The 15,313-nt window shown below is 47.3% G+C and carries 14 protein-coding genes; 3 read left to right on the plus strand and 11 right to left on the minus strand.

Going from position 1 to position 15,313, the window contains the following annotated elements:
- Positions 1–92: 92 nt before the first annotated feature.
- Together PEB0122_RS11060 and PEB0122_RS11065 are read left to right on the plus strand one after the other, a co-directional pair.
- Complete coding sequence (locus PEB0122_RS11060; protein WP_075917186.1) at positions 93–1,196, plus strand: cobalt-precorrin-5B (C(1))-methyltransferase; 1,104 nt, start codon at positions 93–95, stop codon at positions 1,194–1,196.
- On the plus strand, positions 1,183–1,962 hold the full coding sequence (locus PEB0122_RS11065) for a cobalt-precorrin-6A reductase (RefSeq protein WP_075917187.1): 780 nt from the start codon (positions 1,183–1,185) through the stop codon (positions 1,960–1,962). The genes PEB0122_RS11060 and PEB0122_RS11065 overlap by 14 nt, the downstream gene beginning before the upstream one ends.
- On the opposite strand, the gene cobM is transcribed toward PEB0122_RS11065, so the two are convergent.
- The 3 genes from cobM to PEB0122_RS11080 are packed head-to-tail and all read right to left on the minus strand — an operon-like array spanning position 1,895 to position 3,497.
- Positions 1,895–2,662 carry a precorrin-4 C(11)-methyltransferase gene (gene cobM, locus PEB0122_RS11070; protein ID WP_075917188.1) on the minus strand — a complete coding sequence of 256 codons (768 nt, stop codon included), beginning with the start codon at positions 2,660–2,662 and terminating at the stop codon, positions 1,895–1,897. The two genes, PEB0122_RS11065 and cobM, sit on opposite strands and share 68 nt — an antisense overlap.
- Positions 2,659–3,045, minus strand: a complete 387-nt coding sequence (locus PEB0122_RS11075; RefSeq protein ID WP_083650332.1) for a cobalamin biosynthesis protein — start codon at positions 3,043–3,045, stop codon at positions 2,659–2,661. Before PEB0122_RS11075 ends, cobM begins: the two co-directional genes overlap by 4 nt.
- A 14-nt stretch (positions 3,046–3,059) precedes the next feature.
- Positions 3,060–3,497 carry a tellurite resistance TerB family protein gene (locus tag PEB0122_RS11080; protein ID WP_075870528.1) on the minus strand — a complete coding sequence of 146 codons (438 nt, stop codon included), beginning with the start codon at positions 3,495–3,497 and terminating at the stop codon, positions 3,060–3,062.
- Between the two features lie 159 nt (positions 3,498–3,656).
- Between PEB0122_RS11080 and PEB0122_RS11085 the strand changes: the two genes are divergently transcribed.
- Complete coding sequence (locus PEB0122_RS11085) at positions 3,657–4,445, plus strand: TSUP family transporter (protein ID WP_075917190.1); 789 nt, start codon at positions 3,657–3,659, stop codon at positions 4,443–4,445.
- A 108-nt stretch (positions 4,446–4,553) separates the two neighbouring features.
- Here PEB0122_RS11085 and PEB0122_RS11090 read toward each other — a convergent pair whose 3' ends face one another.
- From PEB0122_RS11090 to tgt, 8 genes are all read right to left on the minus strand, one after another.
- A complete protein-coding gene (locus tag PEB0122_RS11090; protein ID WP_075870526.1) occupies positions 4,554–4,982 on the minus strand; it encodes an EamA family transporter in 429 nt (142 codons plus the stop codon).
- A complete protein-coding gene (gene cobO, locus PEB0122_RS11095; RefSeq protein ID WP_075917191.1) occupies positions 4,982–5,608 on the minus strand; it encodes a cob(I)yrinic acid a,c-diamide adenosyltransferase in 627 nt (208 codons plus the stop codon). Before cobO ends, PEB0122_RS11090 begins: the two co-directional genes overlap by 1 nt.
- A complete protein-coding gene (gene cobN, locus PEB0122_RS11100) occupies positions 5,587–9,336 on the minus strand; it encodes a cobaltochelatase subunit CobN (RefSeq protein WP_075917192.1) in 3,750 nt (1,249 codons plus the stop codon). The genes cobO and cobN overlap by 22 nt, the downstream gene beginning before the upstream one ends.
- Positions 9,336–10,403: a cobalamin biosynthesis protein CobW gene (cobW, locus tag PEB0122_RS11105; RefSeq protein WP_075917193.1), complete on the minus strand. Its 1,068-nt coding sequence runs from the start codon at positions 10,401–10,403 to the stop codon at positions 9,336–9,338. The genes cobN and cobW overlap by 1 nt, the downstream gene beginning before the upstream one ends.
- Positions 10,404–10,408: 5 nt before the next feature.
- The gene (gene cobU / locus PEB0122_RS11110; RefSeq protein ID WP_075917194.1) at positions 10,409–10,921 is read right to left on the minus strand and encodes a bifunctional adenosylcobinamide kinase/adenosylcobinamide-phosphate guanylyltransferase; all 513 of its coding nucleotides are present in this window, start codon (positions 10,919–10,921) and stop codon (positions 10,409–10,411) included.
- A 265-nt stretch (positions 10,922–11,186) separates the two neighbouring features.
- Positions 11,187–12,641 carry a cobyric acid synthase gene (locus tag PEB0122_RS11115; RefSeq protein WP_198936006.1) on the minus strand — a complete coding sequence of 485 codons (1,455 nt, stop codon included), beginning with the start codon at positions 12,639–12,641 and terminating at the stop codon, positions 11,187–11,189.
- Between the two features lie 486 nt (positions 12,642–13,127).
- Positions 13,128–14,114: an LLM class flavin-dependent oxidoreductase gene (locus PEB0122_RS11120; RefSeq protein WP_075914569.1), complete on the minus strand. Its 987-nt coding sequence runs from the start codon at positions 14,112–14,114 to the stop codon at positions 13,128–13,130.
- A 69-nt stretch (positions 14,115–14,183) separates the two neighbouring features.
- Positions 14,184–15,311 carry a tRNA guanosine(34) transglycosylase Tgt gene (tgt, locus tag PEB0122_RS11125; protein WP_075917195.1) on the minus strand — a complete coding sequence of 376 codons (1,128 nt, stop codon included), beginning with the start codon at positions 15,309–15,311 and terminating at the stop codon, positions 14,184–14,186.
- Positions 15,312–15,313 lie beyond the last annotated feature (2 nt).

Raw genomic sequence — 15,313 nt, forward strand, 5'->3', positions numbered from 1 at the left:
TATAGAAAACAAGAATCAATGCATTATATGTGTTATCTATTGTGCAGTTTCCAACCACTGTAAACGTTAAATTTTCAAGAAATATTGTCAAAATGGCAGATCTGCAAAGCACATTGAAACGCAAACCGGAAGGCCCCCTTCGCTTGGGCTGGACAACCGGGGCCTGCGCAACGGCTGCAACCAAGGCGGCGCTCACTGCTCTCATTACCGGCGCTTTTCCCGATCCCGTGGAGATAAGATTGCCAAGAGGGCAAATGCCGCAATTTGCGCTATCTCTCAAAACTTTTGGAGAAAATCAGGCAACAGCGGGAATTATCAAAGATGCAGGTGATGATCCCGATGTAACAGACAAGGCGACTATTATTGCAACTGTCACTCCTGCCTCTCCAAACAGCGGAATTATATTCAAAGCAGGAAAAGGTGTTGGAACTGTTACAAGACCGGGTTTGCCGCTTGATGTCGGGGAAGCGGCCATCAACCCCGTTCCGCGCCGGATGATGAGCGAGGTTTGCAAGGAAATTTGTGATAAATATGCTTTTCCGCAAGATCTGGTCATTACAATTTCGGTACCAGACGGAGAAAATATCGCGCTCAAAACATGGAATCCGCGCCTTGGCATTCTGGGCGGCATTTCCATTCTCGGCACAACCGGTATTGTTCACCCGTTCTCGTGTTCGGCATGGATCCATTCTATTCATAGTGGTATTGATGTCGCACGTGCGGAAGGGGCAAGCCATGTTCTTGGTGCAACCGGCGCAACTTCGGAAGATGCCGCACAGGCAATCTACCATCTTCCCGACTATGCCCTATTGGATATGGGAGACTTTGTCGGTGCCGTGTTGAAATATTTGCGTCACCACCCGATTGATAAACTGACAATTGCTGGTGGTTTTGCAAAACTAACAAAACTCGCGCAAGGGGAAATGGACCTTCATTCTTCCCGCTCCCAAGTCGACAAGACATATTTGTGGAATGTTGCAAAGAATGCCGGCTTGAACCAATCCTTCAAGGACTTCATCGAAAATGCGAACACTGCGAAAGAAGTGCTTGATATTGCTACAAAAGAAAGAATTGATATTGCTACCCCTATTGCGCTTCAGGCAAAACATGTCGCTGAAGAAACACTAAGGGATGCGCCGGTATCGGTCGAAATCATTGTGACCGATAGAAAGGGAAATATTCTTGCAAGAAGGTAGGACAGTTTTATTATTGGGCGGCACCAGCGAAGCCTATGCTCTCGCCGAAAAATTTGCCGAAGAAGACTATCCTGTTCTTTCGTCTCTCGCTGGCCGTACATCGCATCCGAAAATTCCCGCGGGACGATATCGTATTGGCGGGTTTGGCGGCATTGACGGGCTTATCAATACAATCGAAAAGGAAAATATAGGGCTTATCGTTGACGCCACCCATCCTTTCGCCGAGACAATGACCGATCATGCCTGGCGGGCAGCGCGCGCTAAAAAAATCGATTATATCCGGTTCGAGCGTCCGCTCTGGCAAGCGGGGAAAGAAGACAAGTGGCAAAAGGTGAATAATATTGCGGAAGCCGTTGCCGCTATTCCTTTGAATAGCCGCTGCTTCCTTGCTATCGGGCGCCAGCACGTCAATGAATTTCTGGTGCGCAAAGATGTGTCATTTGTCGCGCGTATGGTCGAGAAACCGGAAAATTTTGTTCCCGAAGCCAATATAGAAATTGTGCTTGGTAAACCGGAAAATGAACAAGAAGAATATGACTTTCTCGTCAAACATCATTTTGATTGTCTCGTGTGCAGAAATTCCGGAGGTTCCGCCTCTTTCCCAAAGTTGAAGGCTGCGCGCAAACTCGGTCTTCCAGTGATTATGATAACCAGAAAGCCCCTGCCCGATGTCGTCACTTTGAGTGCGGAAAAAGATGTTATCGACTTGGTGCAGAAGTTTTACCAAGCGGACCGTGCGGAAAAGCATAAAGAGACGAACGGCTAAGCTTTTCCGGCCGAAGTGCTTTCCCGACAAAGATGATTGCGGTTTTTTCTATTTTTTCTTGCGCTATTTTTTCGTGAATATCGGCAAGCGTGCCTGAAATGATTTTTTCATCCGGCCAGCTTACATGATAGGCAACAATAACGGGGCAATCGGCGCCGTAAATTGGCAATAATTCTTTCCGGATGGCGGCAATATTTTTTGCCGAAAGATGAATTGCCATTGTCGCTTTTGCTTGTCCAAGATTTGACAATGTCTCAAGTTCCGGCATGGGTGAAGAATTGACTGATGTCCGTGTCAAAATGACCGACTGGTTAAGCTTTGGAAGTGTCAATTCCTGCTTCATGGCTGCCGCTGCTGCCGCATAGGAAGCCACCCCCGGTACCACCTCGTAATTGATCGCAAGCTTGTCGAGTGCTGCCATCTGTTCGGCTATTGCGCTATAGATAGAAGGGTCACCGGAATGAAGCCTTGCAACATCCTTTCCTTCTTTTTCCGCTTTGACAAACTCTTCGACGATGGCATCAAGGTCAAGATGGCCGGTATTGACGCGACGCGCTTCCTGAGGAATTTCGGCAATCAATTCATCCGAAAGAAGCGAGCCCGCATAAAGGCAGACCGGACAACGTTTTATGAGATTGAGCCCGCGCACTGTAATGAGATCATATGCCCCCGGACCTGCGCCGATAAAATATACTGTCATTCTTCCTTCTGTCCTGCCACAGCAATGGTGAGCCCACCAATTTTTGTCTTCTCAACGAGCAAGATACCACCTTTACCTGAAGCCGCCAAAGCTGCAGCTTCCGCAACGCCATGGCAACCCGTATGTTGAAAAACAATATCGGAAGGGTTCTTCAGAAAGCAAGTCATTGCCTCCAACTCTTCTGATGAAAATGTAACGAGAGGAACAGCAAGGCGTTGCAAAGCAAGTAAAATGAGGCCGTTGGATTCTTTACCTTCAAGCGTTGAAAAAGCCGCAATATTCCACTTTTCCAGAAATTCAAGCGCCTTTTCCATGTCGCCCGTCGTGGCAGATGACGAAATGCCTATGCCAACAAAAACCGGCATAGAGATTCTGTTGACCATATCCGGTTTTGCCTTTAAGCGCGTTCTTTGACGGTGTTGTAAATCCGCTCCACCTCTTGTGAGGGAACACCGAGAATGGCTGCTATCCGATGGATGAGCGCAACTTCATCAGCATCAACATGATTATCGGCAGCGGCAATTGTCATCAAATTTTCTATAAGTGCAATACGCCGGTCCGGTGCCAATTCGCCGAAGAGAGCCGCAGCTTGACCGGTTGTGGTTTCATAGCCATAATCATAAAGATATTTGATGACATCCGGCAAAGCATCGGGAGATACGCCGAATTGTTGTTCGGCAATTTTTGAAAAAGCGGCAGTTTCGCTTGGCGTATGTTTGCCATCGGCAAAGCCCAAATGAATGAGCAAGAGAAGCTCGGCCGCTGTTGCCGGATTTTCGGCCACTTTACGGACCGAATTATGACGGGAAAAATAATTTGCGATGCTGTCAAACATGCGAAACTCCGCTTCTTGCCACGTTAGGAGAGCTGAACTAAAAGCAGAGCTTGCCAATATTGCACAAAAAACACAAGTGCATGAATGCAACGTTTGACGTTTCTTTATCGAAATTATTCTATTATTCCTTATTCTATTCTGTTCAGGTAATATTCGCCAATGCTGGAATTCCTTTTTGACCCGACTGTCCTGATGTTGATTTTTGCCGGTTTGTTTGCCGGTTTTATAGATTCAATTGCCGGTGGCGGTGGCCTTATCACCATCCCTGCCCTGATGCTTTCGGGCCTTCCGCCTGTCGAAACACTGGGTACAAACAAGTTGCAGGGGCTTTTTGGTTCATTTTCCGCAATGGTGGCCTATGCCCGTGGTGGGCATGTCAATATCAGGAAACAAATCCTTCAGGCCGCCATGGCCTTTATCGGGAGCATCATCGGCGCACTGGTTGCAACCCTTATTCCTGTCAAATTATTTCAAGCATTTCTGCCCGTTCTGCTCATTGTTGTCGCCGCTTATTTCGCGTTAAAGCCGAACCTCAACGACATCGATAAACAGGAGCGGATGAGACCAATCATCTTTTCGCTGACTATGGCGCCACTTGTCGGCTTTTACGACGGCATATTCGGTCCGGGTGCCGGTTCTTTCTATATGCTGGCCTTTGTTTCCCTCTCGGGATTTGGAATCCTCAAAGCGACAGCCCATACAAAACTGTTGAACTTTTCATCCAATCTTGGTGGTTTCCTGACCTTTGCTGTCATGGGCTCGATCAATGTAAAAATCGGCATTGCTATGGGAATTGCACAATTTATCGGCGCGCAAATGGGTGCGCGCGTCGCCATGAAAACCGGTGCCAAGCTCATAAAACCGCTATTGGTCATCGTATGCGTTATTCTTGCCTATAAACTCTTACAAGCTCATGACAATCCGCTACGGCAATGGCTGAACCTTTGAGAGATAAAAGCCCGTCACTTTAGGTACCATCAAGCCGCTTACTCAAGAAAAACGGTTTGCATAAAGCTACCGAACCGGTTTTTTAATGACGGAACAATTTCTTATTTTCTAAAATTTTAATGCCAGCAAAATAACACCTGCGGCAATCAGCACGACGCCGGTCCAGTTGATGGCTGTCAGTTTTTCACCAAGAAAAGTAACGCCGAAAATCGCAACAAAAATAACCGACAATTTGTCAATCGGAGCGACATGGGAAGCATCTCCCAATTGCAGCGCGCGGAAATAGGCAAGCCATGAAGCACCCGTGGCAAGCCCCGATAAAACAAGGAAAACCCACGATTTTGCCGGAATGGCTCCCGGACGTTGCCATTGTCCGGTGATGCTTAAAAACAGACATAATGCGGCAATGATAACAATTGTTCTTATCAAAGTGGCAAAATCGGAATTGATACCGCTTATGCCGACTTTTGCGAAAATCGCTGTTAAAGCCGCAAAAATTGCTGAAAGAAATGCCCAGAACTGCCAGGTTGCGGTCATCAGAATTCAATCCCCTTCTGTCCTTTTATGCCGGAACGGAACGGGTGTTTGACCAATTCCATTTCTGTTACCAGATCGGCAGCTTCAATCAATTCATTTCGTGCATTGCGACCGGTAATAATAACATGCTTCATGAAAGGTCGCCTCGATAATACATCAAGCACTTCTTCCAAAGGTAGATAATCATAGCGCAATACGATATTCAGCTCGTCACAAAGCACCATATCCGTGGTGTCGTCGAGGATCATATCTTTGGCGATGTCCCATGCTTTTCGCGCTTCGGCAATGTCTTTTTCACGATCCTGCGTTTCCCATGTAAAGCCTTCGCCATGGGCATAAACACGCACCTGATCACCAAATTTTTCAAGTGCGGTACGCTCGCCGGTTTGCCTTAATCCCTTGACAAACTGCACAACGCCAACCTTCATATTCTGGCCGAGAGCACGAAAAACCATACCGAAAGCAGCCGTTGTCTTGCCTTTGCCCTTCCCCGTATGAACAATGAGAAGACCTTTTTCCTTGGTTTTACCGGCTTCTATTTTTTTGCGCGCGGCCTCTTTCTTTTTCATTTTTTCGGCATGACGGGCATTCAATTCCGCTTCCGTCAGCTTTTCTTTGGCGTCCATCTTATCGAGCCTTTCTGTAGTTCTTCCAGTTCAAACAAAGCAGAATTGGAGCGCGGTTTCCATAACTCTCTCCGGATCGCCTGTTCAAGTTTATGTGCCATTTCTCTTAAAGCGGCAGGATTGTTTCCGATTAAAAAATTCCGTACTGTCTCATCGTCGATATAGGCGTTATAAATCGCCTCGAATTGTTCATTGGATACGGCATTTGTTGTAGCCGAAAAAGCAAAGAGATAATCAACCGTTGCAGCCATTTCGACAGCACCTTTAAAGCCGTGGCGCATGACCCCTTCTATCCATTTCGGATTAACAGCACGCCCGCGGAGTGTCCGCCCGATTTCTTCCTGCAATGTTTTGATCATTGGCCGTTCGGGGCGCGACATATCATTATGATAAACTTTCGGAAAAGCCCCCTGCTTATCGGCGACTGCCGAAGCCATTCCCCCTTCAAAGGCATAATATTCACCGGAATCAAGAAGATCATGTTCGCGATTATCCTGATTTTGGACAACGGCATTGATATGATGAAGCCGGTTTTCAAGCATATTTTGTGCAGCCACCCCGTCTTCCTTACCATAAGCAAAAGAAGAATGGGCAATCCATGCTTTACCAAGGTCGTTACGGTCATTCCATTCGCCCTTGTCGAGAAGCTCCTGAACGCCGGTTCCATAAACACCCGGACGAGCGCCGAAAACGCGAAAACCGGCTTCTCTTTCCGCCTCTTTTGTGCTCTTTCCGGTTTCTGTGAGAGTTTTTACGTCTTTCAAATAATGCGCATGGAGCGGATTATCCTCTTCCTCCTCGTCAAGCGACGCAACGAGGCGCACTGCCTGATCGAACAAGGCTATCTGTTCAGGAAATGCATCGCGGAAAAAGCCGGAAATTCTTAATGTCACATCAACACGTGGCCGCCCGAGAACTGCTACAGGAATAACTTCAACACCGGTCACACGGCGGGATGCCGCATCCCACAAAGGTTTGACACCGATAAGTGCCAGAGCCTGCGCAATATCATCGCCACCGGTACGCATATTGGCGGTTCCCCAAGCAGTAAGGCCAAAAGCCTTCGGCCAATCACCGTGATCCTGCACATAGCGGATAATGAGAAGCTCGGCCGATTTTTTACCCAATTGCCAAGCCGATTGTGTGGGCACAGCTCTTGTATCGACCGAAAAAAAGTTGCGCCCTGTCGGAAATACATCCGGCCGCCCGCGTGTCGGGGCACCGGATGGCCCCGGCTCGACAAAGTGCCCGTCAAGAGCGGTTAAAAGCCCGTCAATTTCCGCCTTGCCGCAACTTAAAATCAATGGCCGCAATGTTTCTTCAATATTTTTAAGAATTGGCGCTGTTTTCTTGAACTTCGGAGGAAGAGCAACCTTTCCGGAAACCAGAGCCAGCGCCAGAAGCTCGATGCGTTCGACCGTGTCGCCTTTTGTGCGCCATAGGCTGTCGGTCATTCTTTTTAATATTTCAGGCTTTTCACCTTGCCATTTTTCTGAAAAAACACAATCAAGCGGATCGAAAGTAAGGCAGAGATCATCGGCTATAGCGCGGTGTAAACTGCCATTTTCCCCCTCGCCGCGAGGGACACGCGCCGTTGCAACAAGGAGATTTTCCAATTGTTCGCCGGAAGGGGCTTTGCCAAAAATATGTAGCCCGTCCCTGATTTGCAATTCTTTAAGATCGCACAAAAAGGCATCAAGTTTCTCAAGTGCCAGATCATCGCTATCATGGTCTTCAATTCCGGCATCATGATTGAGACCGGTGAGCCGCACCAGATCAAGTATTTCACCTTTGAGCTTTGCGAGACGACGCGGGTCAACGCCCGACGCCTCGTAATATTCATCAACAAGGCCTTCCAGATCTTTTAACGGGCCATAACTTTCCGCGCGCGTCAAAGGCGGGGTCAGATGGTCAATGATAACGGCGGAAGAGCGTCGTTTTGCCTGTGTCCCTTCACCGGGGTCGTTGACGATAAACGGATAGATATGCGGCATCGGTCCAAGAGCTATTTCAGGATAGCAATGGTTCGAGAGTGCCAAAGCTTTTCCCGGAAGCCATTCAAGATTGCCGTGTTTACCCATATGAATGATGGCATCGGCTTTATAAACAAACCGGAGCCAGAAATAGAATGCAAGATAATGATGGGTGGCAACAATGTCGGGTGCATGGTAGACTTGCTTTGCATTCATACCGAATGCGCGTTCCGGCTGTAATCCGACAACCGTTTCCCCCAACATTAAAACCGGCAAGGCCAATCCGTTATCAACCACATAGGCATCGTCTTCCGGCGCGCCCCAACGTGCAGTCACTTCATCTTGAATCTTTTTATCAAGCGATTGAAAGAACTTATTGTAAAGACTCAAAGAAAGTGCTGTCCGGACTATCCTTCCCTTTACCCCTTCATTGGTTGGACCTTCAATCATCAACCGCATGAGCTCATTGCCATTTTCCGGAATATTTTCTATTTCGTAGCCTTGTTCCTTCATGGCATTAAGCGTCACAATCATGGCGGCTGGTGTATCAAGGCCGACACCGTGCCCCAAGCGGCCATCGCCACCCGGATAATTGGCCATGACAATGGCAATATGGCGCTCTTCAGGCTTCTTGTTGCGCAGTCTTACCCAGTTTTTTGTGAGCTCTGCAACAAAGTCGACCCTGTCTTTCAAAGGTTTATGGACAACAACATTACATTCTGTCTCGTCATCGAATTCCACTGCCGATTTGAAAGACACAGCGCGGGTGAATACACGCCCATCGACTTCCGGAAGCGCAACATTCATGGCAAGGTCACGGGCAGTTAAGCCACGCCCGTCTTTTTCCCATTGTTCTTTGTTGCTTCCGGCAAAAACCACCTGCAAAACCATTGCACCGCGCTTTTCGAGGACAGTGGGTTTTCGTCCGGTATGCCCGTTTGAAACGGCAAAGCCCGTAGCATTTAAAACAATATCGGGAGGAAGCCGGTCAAAAATTGAATCGACAATTGCAACGCTCAATTCGTCTTTAAGACTTGAAACAAAAATTGGCAGCGCGATTAAGCCGCGTTTTTCAAGAGCGTCGATAAGCGCTTCCACGCTCGCTGTTTGCCCGCTCTGCACCAAAGCGCGGTAAAAACATATCGCCACTACCGGTTTATGCGTGGCATTGTGACGTTTTACGAGATCATCGACAGTTAACGGCGGGTCATCCGGCGACCAAAGGCCTGCCTTCATCAAGGGTATCGCCTCGACCGGCTTTTCGTGGCGGCCGAGCAAATAATCGCAATATTCAAGAAAGGAGCGCATATTTTGCGCACTTGCTTCAATAAGATAGTGCCAAAGATTGTGGCAATCCTCTTCGGCAACAGTAGAAAATTTTTGCAAATTTTCGTCTATTTTATCGTCACCGGGCAAGACCACCAGTTTGATATTTTTTTCCAGTGCCAGCGAGTGGAAAACCTGCAAGCCATAAGGCCAGTAACTTTCACCACCTATCACGCGCAACACAATCAATTTCGCATATGACGCGGTTTTTTCGACATAGGTGTCAACCGACATGGGATGTGAAAGCGAAAGCAAATTGACAAGCCTCAGCGAAGACGTTGTTTTCTTCAATGCGGCTTTTGCAACCGAAAGGCTTGCCAATTCGGTATCAGCCGCCGAAAGAAAAATAACATCGGCCGGCGACTGTCCAAGATCAATCGCCTTGTCCTGTTCGGCTATGGTTCCCTTCTGGGCAAGAAGCAAATGCATCAGACATCAAGCGCTTCAATAGTTTTGCGCACCTTCTCCTCGTCGATTTCGTGAAGGCCGATAACAACAAGATGGCTTTTATGCTCTTCGTTTTTTTGCCAGGGGCGATCAAAATAGGAATCAATCCGCTGACCGACGGCCTGAACAACAAGACGCATCGGTTTTCCAACCACATTGACAAAGCCTTTGAGGCGCAAAATATCATTTTTTTCGATGATCGTTTTCAACCGCTCGATCAAAGCCTTGGGATCATGGATAGATGGCGCGTTAACGACAAAGCTTTTAAATTCGTCGTGGTTATGTGGAACGCCTTTCGCATGGTTCATTTCATGGTGGGATTTGCGGTTTTCAATATCGCTCTCGGTACCGACGCCAAGCCCCAATATAAGATCGGTTCCGATACTGCCGAAACTCGATGTGACCATTTGCGGAATTCTGTCGCTATGGCTCGAAATGATATTGCGCACATTATCGAGCGTGTCCTCGTCGATAAGATCGACCTTATTAAGGACGATAAGATCAGCCGCATGAATTTGGTCTTCAAACAATTCTTCCAGCGGGCTTTCGTGGGTGATCGAATTATCTTGGGCCCGTTCGGCATTGATTTTGTCAATATCATCGGCAAACCGGCCTTCGGCCACCGCCGGAGCGTCAATCACGGTAATCACTCCGTCAACGGTCACCTGCGTTTTGATCTCGGGCCAATTGAAGGCTGCGACAAGCGGCTGGGGAAGTGCCAAACCGGATGTTTCAATCACAATATGATCGGGTCTATCCTCACGCTCGAGGAGTTTAGTCATAGTCGGAATGAATTCTTCGGCAACCGTGCAACAAATGCAGCCATTATTGAGTTCAATGAGATCGTCGTCATGACAATTATCAAGACCGCAGCCTTTGAGCAAACCGCCATCCACACCAAGTTCGCCAAATTCATTGATAATGAGAGCAATGCGTTTGCCTTGCGCATTTTCCAATAAATGCCTTATCATTGTAGTTTTTCCGGAACCCAAAAATCCGGTTATAACGGTGGTTGGGATTTTGCTTTGTAAAAATTTTTGTTCCGACATCAAACTTAGCCTTTCAATTTAAGCGGCAGACCAGCCGCAACAAAAAACACCGTTTCTGCTATATTTGCAATTTTCTGGTTCATGAGACCGGCATAATCACTGAATTCACGCGCAAGCTTGTTGTCCGGCACAATGCCAAGCCCTACCTCGCTCGAAACAAAAACCGTTTCTACCTCAAGCTTTGCAAGACCATCAACAAGCTTTGCCATTTCTGTTTCAACGTTCCTGTGATGCTCCAATAAATTACCAAGCCAAACGCTGAGACAATCAATAAGGACGATCTTTTGTTCACTATTATGTTTTGCGATCTCACCCGTAATATCAATCGGTTCTTCAACATTGATCCAGCCGGACTTTCGGCGTGAACGATGCATGTCGACCCGTTTTTTCATCTCTTCATTGAAAATTTCTGCTGTTGCCAGATAGACCGGTGTTTTATTGGCAGACAACACATAATTTTCGGCAAAAACCGACTTTCCCGAACGCGTCCCGCCAAGAATCAATGTTGTCTTTGCCAAAAATCTCCTCCATTTGCGGAATAGACATTCATCACTTTACAAAGAAAGCTGAAAAACCGGCTTCATGCCTTTGATACAGAATCAGAGTTCTTGAATGATGAAAACACAAACCGGAACCGGATTTCTAGCCCATTCTTAAATACAATAATTTGACTGACCGGCTTGAATGAAATGCCCGAATTGGGTCCACTTCCTGAAAGTCCAGTTTATTTTTCGCAAATTCTTTTGCAAAAAACCGGCTCCCTTAGAGATAGCTGCTTAAACTTTATTGTGCAAGCCGAAAAAGCGTGTCCACGTCGACGGCTTTTTCCAACTCGTCGGCAATTTTATCGAGCGCATTATCAAGTTTTTCAAAATGTCCGGACTTATCAGGCTTTGCACCAAAATTTCCAATAAAATAATGACGGAAAGCATCTGCCGAAAACAAACCATGGAGATAGGTTCCCCAAATCTTTCCATCAGGTGACGCCGCACCGTCTTTGACATTGTTAATTTTTAAAGGGGCATGGCGACAATCCGGACCAAAACTTTTGCCCATATGGATTTCATAGCCTGTAAGCGGGAGTCCGCTAGCAAGATGAATAGCGTTGCTATTACGCGTGAGTTTTCGTTCTCCAATTTCTGTTACCATATCAAGAAGTCCGAGTCCTTTTGTTTCGGTAACATTTCCTTCCAGAGAATCGGGATCCAGAATTTTCTTACCCAGAATTTGAAAGCCGCCGCAAATGCCAATCACCATACCGCCTTTTTTGGTGTGTTCGATAATCTCCCCATCCCACTTGCGTTCACGAAGAGAGACCATATCCGCTATGGTCGATTTGGAACCGGGAAGGATAATAACATCGCTATCGGCTGGAAAACACTCACCCTTCCGGACAAAGACAATTTCAACATCACTTTCGTGGGCCAACGGGTCGAGATCATCAAAATTGGCGATATGGGGTAAAACCGGTACAACTATTTTTACTTTGCCGTGTTTTTTTGGCTCTCTATGTTCGAGTGCCATAGAATCTTCAGGAGGCAACAGGCTTGCCCCTTCAAGCCACGGGATTACACCGAGACAAGGCCAGCCGGTAAAATTCCGGATTGCTTTGATTCCATCGTCAAAAAGGCTCACATCCCCGCGAAATTTATTAATGAGATAACCACAGACCATTGCACGGTCGTCGTGATCAAGAATCGTTGCGGTACCTACGAGCGAAGCAATCACACCACCGCGGTCAATATCACCAATCAACACAACCGGCACATTGGCGCTTCGCGCAAACCCCATATTCGCAATATCACCATGGCGCAAATTGATTTCTGCCGGTGAACCGGCCCCCTCCACCAGCACAAAATCGCATCTCTCCTTCAATCGGGCATAAGATTCCATGACCCGATCAAGAAGTTCACCCTTCATTTTTTGATAATCGACACCTTTTGCAAAACCCGAAAGCTTACCCTGTACAATGATTTGGGAACCGGTAGAACTTTGCGGTTTCAATAAAACCGGATTCATATGAACGGACGGTTTTTCATTTGCAGCAAATGCTTGCAGCCATTGACCGCGCCCGATCTCGCCGCCATCATCGGCAACAGCGGCATTGTTCGACATATTTTGCGGTTTGAACGGCATTACCTTGATGCCTTTACGGCAAGCCAAACGGCAAAAGCCGGCAACAAGAACTGTTTTACCGACATCCGAACCTGTGCCCTGAAACATCAATGCACGCGCCAAATCAATCACCCTTTACCAATAAAAAAACCGCAATTTTTTTCAAAAAAATAGCGATTTTCATACTTCATTAAGTGTTCGCTAACCCGTGATTAACATTGTTCAACTACAAAGGCTCCAGAAACAAAAACAACTTGTTTCTCTCTGGATCAGGTAGTGCGTACCAGAGGTGTAATTCCGGACATGTGTATGAGTATCGTCCGGAATATGCGTAAAGATAAAACTGCGTTAACCGGTCTCCGGTTGCGCAGTTTTACGTTTCTTAACCCCGATTCGCGACTATTAAAACAAGGCTTGATTAACCTTCCACACTTTTTAAAAAGTCGCTTGTTGCAAGCCACTCTGCCGAACACATTTTCACTCCCTAATAGCTGTCAACTGCTTAACAGCAAGCGATGCTCTTCAAAAATGGCATTAAGCCGACAATTTTTTCAAAGTCCAATGTTTATCACCGCTTACTATCCGATTGACAAAGGACTTGCCCGAATTTCAAAGATTCTTGATGATACGGGCGAGAAGTGTGAATGAATCCATGCGCTTTTTGTTATCCCAAATCGGGCTCGTAACAATCAACTCGTCTGCATTCGTATCGGCTATCAGTTTTTTTAGGCCCAGCTCGACTGTTTCAGAGGAGCCGACCACAGAACAGGATAAGGATTGTTCAAGCACCAAGCGATGATTGAAAGGAAGATTATCAACATAATTCATAACCGGTTTCGGTAATGGACCGGCACGACCCGTTCTCAAATTGACGAAGGATTGTTGTTGGGAAGAAAACAGAAACTTTGCTTCGTCATCCGTTTCGGCAACCACAACATTTGCAGCAACCATTGCAACGGGCTTATCGAGATATTCCGACGGCTGGAAATTATCGCGATAGACTTTGAGTGCACGATAAAGCTCGGCCGGTGCAAAATGCGAGGCAAACGAATAAGGCAAGCCCAAAACTGCCGCAAGCTGCGCCCCATAAAGGCTCGACCCCAAAATCCAGACCGGCACATGCAAACCTGCCCCTGGAACCGCGCGCAATTGTTGTTGAGGTTCGGCATCTTTAAAATAGTCAAGCAATTCCACGACATCGCGGGGATAATCATTCGGGTTGCTATCAAGCGAGCGTCTTAACGCCCGTGCTGTCATCTGGTCAGTACCGGGAGCACGACCTAATCCGAGTTCAACCCTTTTCGGGTAGAGTGCTTCAAGAGTGCCGAATTGTTCGGCAATAACCAGCGGTGAATGGTTAGGAAGCATAACGCCGCCCGCACCAACAACGATTTTATTGGTCGAGGCAAGAATCTGCCCCATTACAACCGCCGTTGCAGCGCTTGCAATGCCGGTCATATTGTGATGTTCGGCATACCAGATACGAGGAAACCCCAGCTCATCCACATGTTTGGCAAGAGCTATTGAATTTTTTAACGCCTGGGCAACCGAACTTCCCTCAGGCACGGGACATAGATCAAGGACAGATATTTTCATTTTTTAAATATAGGAACTCTCAAAATGAATACAACGAGAGAAATTCAATTGAGTAGAGCTTTTTTTAAATCAATCTACTCTATCGCCCCTATTCCACTCTTCTGTGACTTCGGCTACAAAATCGGCATAACGATGTGCTTCGATTGCGTCTCTTATGCCTTGCATCAATTGCTGATAAAAAGCGAGATTGTTCCATGTAATCACCATTCCGGCCAATGGTTCACCCGCTTTTACGAGATGATGAAGATAAGCGCGGCTATAATCCCGTGCTGCCGGACAGGGAGATTGAGTGTCTAACGGGCGCGGGTCTTCGGCATGTTTTGCATTTCTCAAATTGATTTTACCAAATCTGGTGAAAGCCAAACCATGTCGGCCTGCCCTTGTCGGCATGACACAATCAAACATATCAACGCCATGCGCCACACTCTTTAAAATATCATCAGGTGTGCCAACCCCCATCAGATAACGCGGTTTATCTTCCGGCAAAATCGAACAGGTCACATCAAGCATATCCATCATGACATTTTGCGGCTCACCCACCGCCAGACCGCCAATGGAATAGCCTTTCAAATCGAGATCTTTCAAAGCATTCGCCGAACGTTCCCGCAAACTTGCATTATCCCCACCCTGAACGATGCCGAACATGGCTTTGCCCGGCTGGTTCCCGAATGCCGTTTTGCAACGTTCTGCCCAGCGTAAAGAAAGCTCCATTGCCTTTTCCATTTCTTTGAATGAGGCAGGCAAGGCAACGCATTGGTCGAGTTGCATCTGGATGTCGGAATCAAGAAGGCATTGTATTTCGATCGACCGCTCCGGTGTCAGCTCATAACGAGCGCCATCTATATGCGATTGGAAGGTCACGCCCTTTTCGGTCAATTTTCTAAGCCCAGCTAGCGACATAACCTGAAAACCGCCGGAGTCGGTCAAAATGGGCTTCGGCCAACGTGCAAAAACATGAAGGCCGCCCAGCCTTGCAATACGTTCTGCACCGGGGCGCAACATCAAATGATAGGTATTGCCAAGTATAATATCCGCACCAAGCTCTTCAACCTGCTCCATATACATTGCCTTCACCGAACCGGCAGTGCCTACCGGCATAAAAGCCGGTGTGCGGACTTTGCCGCGTGGCATTGTAATTTCGCCACGCCGCGCGTGACCATCTTCAGTAATTTTCTTGAAGGTGAAGGTTTCGCTCATTG

This window comes from Ditibartonella apis (genome assembly GCF_001952075.1).
In the GTDB taxonomy this organism is placed as follows: Bacteria; Pseudomonadota; Alphaproteobacteria; order Rhizobiales; family Rhizobiaceae; genus Bartonella; species Bartonella apis.

What these genes read in the sequence shown, in the direction of transcription:
- PEB0122_RS11060 (WP_075917186.1), top strand. Translation starts at nt 93, where the DNA reads ATGGCAGATCTGCAAAGCACATTGAAACGCAAACCGGAAGGCCCCCTT.
- cobM (WP_075917188.1), bottom strand. Translation starts at nt 2,662, where the DNA reads ATGACAGTATATTTTATCGGCGCAGGTCCGGGGGCATATGATCTCATT.
- PEB0122_RS11075 (WP_083650332.1), bottom strand. Translation starts at nt 3,045, where the DNA reads ATGGTCAACAGAATCTCTATGCCGGTTTTTGTTGGCATAGGCATTTCG.
- PEB0122_RS11080 (WP_075870528.1), bottom strand. Translation starts at nt 3,497, where the DNA reads ATGTTTGACAGCATCGCAAATTATTTTTCCCGTCATAATTCGGTCCGT.
- PEB0122_RS11085 (WP_075917190.1), top strand. Translation starts at nt 3,657, where the DNA reads ATGCTGGAATTCCTTTTTGACCCGACTGTCCTGATGTTGATTTTTGCC.
- PEB0122_RS11090 (WP_075870526.1), bottom strand. Translation starts at nt 4,982, where the DNA reads ATGACCGCAACCTGGCAGTTCTGGGCATTTCTTTCAGCAATTTTTGCG.
- cobO (WP_075917191.1), bottom strand. Translation starts at nt 5,608, where the DNA reads ATGGACGCCAAAGAAAAGCTGACGGAAGCGGAATTGAATGCCCGTCAT.
- cobN (WP_075917192.1), bottom strand. Translation starts at nt 9,336, where the DNA reads ATGCATTTGCTTCTTGCCCAGAAGGGAACCATAGCCGAACAGGACAAG.
- cobW (WP_075917193.1), bottom strand. Translation starts at nt 10,403, where the DNA reads ATGTCGGAACAAAAATTTTTACAAAGCAAAATCCCAACCACCGTTATA.
- PEB0122_RS11120 (WP_075914569.1), bottom strand. Translation starts at nt 14,114, where the DNA reads ATGAAAATATCTGTCCTTGATCTATGTCCCGTGCCTGAGGGAAGTTCG.
- tgt (WP_075917195.1), bottom strand. Translation starts at nt 15,311, where the DNA reads ATGAGCGAAACCTTCACCTTCAAGAAAATTACTGAAGATGGTCACGCG.